The organism is Pseudomonas sp. NMI542_15 (assembly GCF_021283425.1).
Taxonomy (GTDB): domain Bacteria; phylum Pseudomonadota; class Gammaproteobacteria; order Pseudomonadales; family Pseudomonadaceae; genus Aquipseudomonas; species Aquipseudomonas fortuita.
In genome coordinates this window covers 1-7631 of sequence record NZ_JAJSRO010000048.1, presented here as the reverse complement: position 1 = coordinate 7631, position 7631 = coordinate 1, and the positions used below count along the sequence as shown (strand labels likewise).

Below are 7631 nucleotides of genomic sequence, written 5' to 3'. Positions count from 1 at the left end.
TGCACCCGGCCACCACCGGCGAAGGCCAGGCGCAGACCCTGCGCACCCGTTTCCGTTACCAGCACCTGCCAGCGCTGAGTGGGGCAAGTGCGGCCAAGGGCTTCCTAGCGACTGGTGGCGAAGACGTGTTGCAGGTAGACGACGAGGGTGAGAAGGTCTTGCGCACCACCACAAGCCGCTTCCTCAAGGAGAGCGAGCACAATGCTTTCCTGCATGGCCGCCTGGACCAACAGACGGTGACACTGAAAGACTTGAGCGACCCTGACAGGGAAAAAACTGCCACTTCAACGTTTTTCCATTCGCTGATCAACGATGACAACCAGCAAAAGACGTTGCTGCAGGTGCGCGAGACCTTCAAAGGTCATGACCTGGCGGAACGGGCGGTTGCCCGTGCCGTGTCGATCCATACCGGCCTGCTGCACCGCGCCCAGGATTTCAACAAGGTTGAAACTCACTACCACTACGATGCCCTCAACCGCCTGACGGTCGAAACCATCGCGCCCGGAACATCTCATGAAGCAGTCCGTAGATACACCTATGAGCTTGGCGCAAAGCCAAACCAAACGGTAAAGGATGTAAACGGGGTGGTCAGCCGAACATGGTTCGATGGTTACAATCGAGCTATCCGCGAAGAACGAGAAACCGAGGATGAGAAAACCGGTAAGCGCACCTGGCACGATGTGCAAACCACGCACTACGACAGCGCAGGCCGGGTCGAGTCGCAGACCAGCTACGATTACCTGGAGAGCGAGACACGCACCCTCACCAGTACCTTCGGCTACGACGGCTGGGGCAACCGCACCAGCACCCTGATGCCAGACGGCGTGGTGGCATGCACTGAACGCTCGCCCTTCGGCAAGGAAGGGTTCATTGTCCAGCAGTGGCAGGAGCGCTTCACAGAAGCCAGACCACGCATGCGGCGGCAGTGCGTCAGCACTGAATTCAACCGTTTCGACAAACCGCTCGAAGACCGGCGCCTGGACCTGAGCGGCCAGATGGTGGGCAGCACGCGCTACCATTATGACGGTGGCGGCCGCTGCGTGCGCCAGGTGCAGCAACTGCGTGACCCACTGGACAAGGATGCAGCGCCACTGGAGCAGACCACAAGGTTCAGCTACGACGTGTGGAACCGCATGGCCAGCACCGAGCGCCCGGATGGCAGCAGCCTGCTACGCCGCTTCGCCAGCCATAGCATCAATGAGCTCACCACCGAACTGGAGCTTGCGCCAACCGAAGGCGAGGCAGGCACCATCATCTGTAAGCGTACGTTCGATGGCCTGGAACGTCTCACCCATCTAACGGTCGGCAACAGGACAGAAAGCTTCCGCTATCAAGGCCAAATGACACTGGTCGATGAACATGAGAAGCAATCGGGGCGCATCCTCAAATATGCTTACACACCGGAGCTGTCCCACCAGCCCGTCTCGATCACAATGACCCCCAAGGGTGCAACAGCCGCCAACGAAGAGTCCATCTTCGGTTACACAAGGCCCGACGCAGCGATCACTTCGGCTGGCAACGGCGCGGGTACTCGGGACTATGAGTATACCGACCAAGGCTACCTGCTGAAGGAAACCTGGACGGACAAGCAATCGGCGGGAAGCTATTTCATCGAGCATCTAGCGTCGCTGCAGGGTCGCCCGCTCACCCGCAGCAGCAGCGACGGCCCGTTGACCCGTTACGAATACGATGACAAGGGACGGCTTGAGTCCACGACACAAGGCAACCTCACCGCCACTTTCACCTATGACGACGACGGTCGCCTGCACACCACCACCACCGTTGACCGCACCAGCAAACGGCAGAGCATCAGCGCCGTTGTCTACGACGACCTGGGACGTGAATGCGAACGCAGCGTGACCCTCGATGGCGGCAGCACGCGAACGATGAAACTGGTGTGGAGAGACGACGACCTGTTGCATAGCCGGGCGACACTGCGAGACGGCCAGCAGCGCCTGCTCGAAACATTCCGCTACGATGCATTGAACCGGCTGGACAAGGTCACCTACACGGTTGAGGACGAGAACGACGCCGAGACCTACCTGCCGCGTAACCGGGCCGGACGCTCTATCGTGAGCCAGACGTTCCGCTTCGACGCCTTCAACAACCTCACACGCTGCAACACCATGTTCAGTGACGGCAGAGACGACCAAGCCCGCTTCAGCTATGGCAATGCAAGCACAGCCAACGTCCACGACATGTTCCAGTTGCGCGAGCTGACTCATTCACTGCAGCCGGATTACCCGGTAGCGCAGGCGGTCTATTATGACGATGACGGCAACCAGACCAACGATGAGTGGGGACGCCGGCTCGAGTACGATGACTTCGGGCGCCTGAAGCAGGTGTCTACCAGCGATGGCACTGCTGCCCTCGTGCGTTACCGCTACGATGGGCACAATCATCTGGTGGGCGTTACCCAGGGTGGAGATACCGAACAACTGCGCCGCTACGAAGACTACCGCCTCAGCACGGTGAGCCAGGACACAGAGCGGGTGGACTACCTGCACGGCGGCGCTCATCCGCTTGGGCTTCAGAACCCGACCAAACCACAGAATACGCGCCTGCTGCTGACCGACAATACCGCCTCGGTCACTGCCGAGTATGGGGCCGCCGGGGTCAACGAAGCGTACTTGAGCCTGTATGGCGAACGCGGTGACGATGACACACTGCAGAGTCTGCTGGCGTTCAATGGCGAAGTGCGAGAACAGCAGCTCGACTGGTACCTGCTAGGGCGCGGTTACCGGGCTTACAACCCCGGGCTGATGCGCTTCCACAGCCCAGACTCGCTGGCCCAGGAAGAGGTCGGCGTGAACCCCTACCTGTACGCCCTGGGTGACCCGGTGAACTGGCGCGACCCAACTGGCCACAGGTCCTCGCCAGTACCGAGCAGGGATCCGAAACCGCCCTACCAGGACCCGCTGCCGGAACCCGAGAAGCCAAGCATTTGGGGGGCGATCTTGCCGGTCATTGCGGGGGTTGTAGGCTTGATGGTCGGCGTTGTACTGACTGCAATTCTCCCCCCTGCGGGTGCGCTGCTTCTTGGAGTTGTGGCCCTGGGCATGGGCATCACGGCAACGGCGTTAGCAGCCAAGGAGGAAGATCCAAAGAAAGCCATGATGTGGAACAGCATAGGGGGTTTCTTCCTGGGTGCCGCTACGCCCTTGATATTTAGTGGGGGGGGCGGGACGTACAAGCAGTGGAAGGCGAACCGGCCTTCAGCGCCAGGGAGCAAACTACCAAACCCAGCCAGTAGAACAAATTTGACAGAATCGCCTGAAGTGGCAGCGGCAAGCTCAGACTCGCAGATAGGCGCAATGCCCGGGCCGACTAATTCACCACAGGTTCCGGCATCTGCGGCACCTGCGGCACCTCAAGCAGGTCAGGCAGGTCAGGCAGGTCAGGCAACTCAAACAGCTGAGACACCCTCGGGGTCGTCAAACTGGCTGCATGGGATGTACGTGCGTCAAATACTTAAGAGTGCAAAGCAGGTTGGGCGACAACGCGAAGAAAACGTACAAGGCCGTTTATCGGGCGATCCTACACGCAGCAACATACATAATCAAAGTGGATTCGACTTGCTTTATTAAATCATAACTAACAGAACTACCAGCATTTCGGGGCCGCAAAGCGGTCCCGATTCATTTCCCCTCAAAATCGTTCTGATGACAAGTTCATCAGATCATGCAGATATATCCTACATATCCCCGCGCACGCATTCCCTATCGTGCCCCTCGTAACTCAGTAGTGCGCAACATAATCGCGCCTCACTACCTGGCCCACGTGGTCTGACCGGACCGCATCGACACGCCCTTGTCAAGGATAAGATCATGCTCCTGCCCCCCACGCGCAGGCTACTGTTATCGCGCCTGCGGATTACGACGCTCGTGGCGCTTGGTTCAGGAAGCTTGCTGATTGCCCCGCAACGCCCGGCGAGCGCCTCCCCACAATTCGACGCCAGTTTCATGCGCCAAGCCCCCGACCAGCCCGCCGACGCCGGTGCCCTTGCACTTCAGGCCCTGGCTGCCGAAACCCCACTCGCCCCTGGCCGCTACCGCCTTGAGGTTTGGGTAAACCTGGTGTTCCTGGCCGAGCAAGATGTACACCTGCAAAAAATCGACGGCCACCGCACCCTGCGCCCCTGCCTGAACGCCACCCTGCTACGCCAGGCCGGCCTGCGTGAACAAAGCCTGGCACAGCCGCTGCCCGACGATGACAGCTGCATCGACCTCGAAGCCCTCGCCCCTGGCGCCACGACCAAGCTCGACAGCGGGCGGCTGCGCCTGGAGCTGTCCATCCCCCAGGCATTCATGATCCGGCAAGCGGGGCGCATGCCCAGCGCCGAGCAGTGGGACTACGGCATAAATGCCGCCTTTATCAACTACCAGGCCTCGGCACAAATGCGCAGCCTGGCGCACGGTGCCAGCCAGAGCAGCCAGGACCTGAACCTCAGCAGCGGCCTCAACCTCGGCCCCTGGCGCTTGCGCAGCAGCCAGTCGCTGCGGGAGGACGAACACGGCAGCCGGCGCTGGACCCACACCAACACCTATGCCCAGCGCGACCTGCCCGGCAGCTTCGGCACCTTGACCCTGGGCGAAACCTTCAGCAACAGTGACGTGTTCCGCAGCCAGCCGTTCAAGGGCCTGCAGCTGGCCTCCGAGCTGGGCATGCTGCCCGATGTGATGCAAAACTACGCACCGATCATCCGTGGCGTGGCACAGACCCGCGCCAAGCTCGAAGTGCTGCACAACGGCTACCCTATCTACACCACCTATGTGGCCCCAGGCCCTTACGAAATTGATGACCTCGCCGTGGGCGGCGGCAGTGGTGAACTGGAAATCGTCCTGACTGAAGCCGACGGTCAGGTCAGGCGCTTCATCCAGCCCTATTCCAGCCTGAGCAACCTGCTGCGCGAAGGCGTATGGCGCTACAGTGCCACCTTCGGCCGCTACAACGGTGCCGAAGACCTCGACGCGCCGCTCCTGTGGCAGGCGACACTGGCCCGCGGCACCAGCTTGAACACCACCCTGTACGGCGGCGTGCAAGGTGGCGACTACTACCGCGCAGCCACCGTGGGCGCCGCTCGCGACCTGGGCACACTCGGCGCGCTGTCGCTTGATGTAACCCGCGCCGAGACCGACCTGGGCAACACCTTGGGCCAGGTTCACGGGCACAGCTTCGCCGCCCGCTACGGCAAGGCATTCGACACCGGCACCAACCTGCGCTTCGCCGGCTACCGCTACTCCACCGAAGGCTACCGCGACTACGACGAGGCCGTGCGCGAACGCAATGCCTATAGCGCGTACCGGGGGAGCCGTCGCAGCCGCCTGGAAGCCTCTGCCCACCAGCGCCTGGGCAGCCGCAGCTCACTCAGCTTTACCATGACCCAGGACGACTACTGGCAAAGCGGCCAGCAGTTGCGTCAGTACCAACTGCAGCTCAGCACCAGCTGGCACAATGTCTCCTACAACCTGTACGCCTCACAGTCCCTGAACGAGCGCAGCCAAAATGACCGCATGTTTGGCTTGAGCGTTTCGCTACCCCTAGGCTTCGGTCGCGCCTCCAGCGCCAACATCAGCCTTCAGTCACATAACGGCGAACACAGCCAGCGGGCCAGTTTTTCCAGCAGCGCAATGGACCGCCGTCTCAGCTACCTTGCCTCGACCAGCCGCGACGCACGGCGCAACCAGACATCCGCTTTCTCCGCCAACTATCGGGGAGCCAACGCCAGCCTTGGCGCCGGCTACACGCAAAGTGACGATTACCGTACGTTGTCGCTCAACGCCAGCGGCAGCCTGTTGCTGCACGAAAGCGGCTTGACCCTTGGCCGCTATCTTGGCGAAACCAATGCCTTGGTACACGTGCCCGATGTTGCCGGGGTTGGCGTGAAGAACAACCCTGAAAGCCGCAGCGACAGCAGCGGCCACATGCTGGTGCCGTACCTGCGGCCGTACCGCAGCAACTTGCTCGAACTGAACACCGATGACCTCGGCCCACAAGTGCACATCGACAACGGCGCCCAGCACCTGATACCGCGCCGCGGCGCGATCGTGCTGGCCGAATTCCAGGCGCGCAAGGTCAGCCGGCTGATCCTCACCCTGCTCCAGGCCAACGGCAGACCAATGCCTTTCGGCACCCAGGTCAACGATATCAGCGGCACGTCGCTGGGCGTGGCCGGCCAGGCCTTGCTGGCTGTGGAAGACAAACCCCAGACGCTGCACGTGCGCTGGGGCGAAGCCAATGATGAGCAATGTCAGCTGCAGATCGAGCCCGCCAGCATGGAGCAAACCCAGGGCTACCACCAACAGACGCTGAATTGCCCCACGACTTGACCCTCGCCCACCCGGCACTGGAAACCATCACCATGAACGCTTCATTCATCCGCCGCGCGATCCTGCCCCTGGCGTTGACAAGCCTGTTCACCAGCAGCAACGCGCTTGCCCTCTGCTACTGGAAAGACGCTCCGAGCGGCGAACTGCTGTACGACATTCATCTGGAGCCCCTCTTTGTACCGCGCGATGCACCGGTCGGTACGGTCATCCGCACCGCCAGCCAGATGAGGACGCCGAACGCCACCGGCGACATCCTCCTCTGCTCGGTGCCGGTGGCGGGCGAATATGCCGAAGTCAACCTGCTCAACTCCATGAAGCTCTTCCCGGGGCCTCTGCCCGTTATCCCGGGAATCGAAACCGATCGGGTGCTCGAAACCAACATCCCGGGCATCGGCATACACGTGGGACTCGGACAACAGTACGCTGGTGGAAACCAGACTCGCTGGATACCGCTGACCCCAGTTTCCATTCCCTACAAGGGGTACCAGGACCAGCCGGCAGGGCTGCCGATTACCACAAACTACCTGGACACCCTCATCACGGTCATCAAGACAGGCGACATAGATTCGGGGCCGCAGTACTTTCTCGGGGAGGAGATTTTCACCGGCAATTACACAGACGTGGGCAGGGTGCTGAGGGCCAATTTGCACGGGACAGTGACCCAGGCCGAATGCTCATTGCGAGCCGACGCGGTCAGCGACACCTCGGTAGACCTCGGGGAACACAAGCTGGAAACCTTCAACGACGAAGGCTCGGGCACCAGCCCGAGGCCATTCCATATCAACCTGACCAAGTGCACCGGGGGCAAGGCAGGGGTTTACGTCAAGTTGGAGGTGGCCAAGGGCGCAACCGTGATCGATGCCGACAAGGGCCTGTTCAGCCTGACACCCGACCCTAACAGCGCGTCCGGGATTGGCGTACAAGTGCTTCGAGCCGACGGCGAGACACCCGCCGCACTTGGCCAGGAACTGGAAATGGCCCAGATTTCCCCCGACCCCGACGACATACGCATCGACTTCAGCGCCCGCTACGTAAAGGTGGCACCCGTGGTCACGAGCGGGGACGCCAAGAGCGCACTCAGTTTCACGATCTATTACAAGTAAGGTCGAGAGGGAGCAACGGGCCAGTTCGGTCCGTTGCACGAACAGCAGACCGCTCTGCGGGATGAAAAACAGACGCACAAAACGAAGAAAGGGACTTTCGTCCCTTTCTTCGTTTTTCGATTTGGAGCGGGAAACGAGACTCGAACTCGCGACCCCGACCTTGGCAAGGTCGTGCTCTACCAACTGAGCTATTCCCGCA

Annotated in this window: 3 protein-coding genes and 1 tRNA gene; 3 read left to right on the top strand and 1 reads right to left on the bottom strand. The window is 61.2% G+C overall.

Annotation, left to right across the window (positions count from 1 at the left end; genetic code table 11):
* The first annotated feature begins 125 nt into the window (after window positions 1-125).
* From LU684_RS30220 to LU684_RS30210, 3 genes are all read left to right on the top strand, one after another.
* Window positions 126-3587 carry an RHS repeat-associated core domain-containing protein gene (locus LU684_RS30220; protein WP_232895362.1) on the top strand — a complete coding sequence of 1154 codons (3462 nt, stop codon included), beginning with the start codon at window positions 126-128 and terminating at the stop codon, window positions 3585-3587.
* Window positions 3588-3827: 240 nt separating this feature from the next.
* On the top strand, window positions 3828-6329 hold the full coding sequence (locus LU684_RS30215) for a fimbria/pilus outer membrane usher protein (RefSeq protein ID WP_232895361.1): 2502 nt from the start codon (window positions 3828-3830) through the stop codon (window positions 6327-6329).
* A 32-nt stretch (window positions 6330-6361) separates the two neighbouring features.
* Window positions 6362-7432 carry a fimbrial protein gene (locus LU684_RS30210; RefSeq protein ID WP_232895360.1) on the top strand — a complete coding sequence of 357 codons (1071 nt, stop codon included), beginning with the start codon at window positions 6362-6364 and terminating at the stop codon, window positions 7430-7432.
* Between the two features lie 122 nt (window positions 7433-7554).
* On the opposite strand, the gene LU684_RS30205 is transcribed toward LU684_RS30210, so the two are convergent.
* Window positions 7555-7630: transfer RNA gene (locus tag LU684_RS30205), tRNA-Gly, on the bottom strand.
* Window position 7631: the final 1 nt, after the last annotated feature.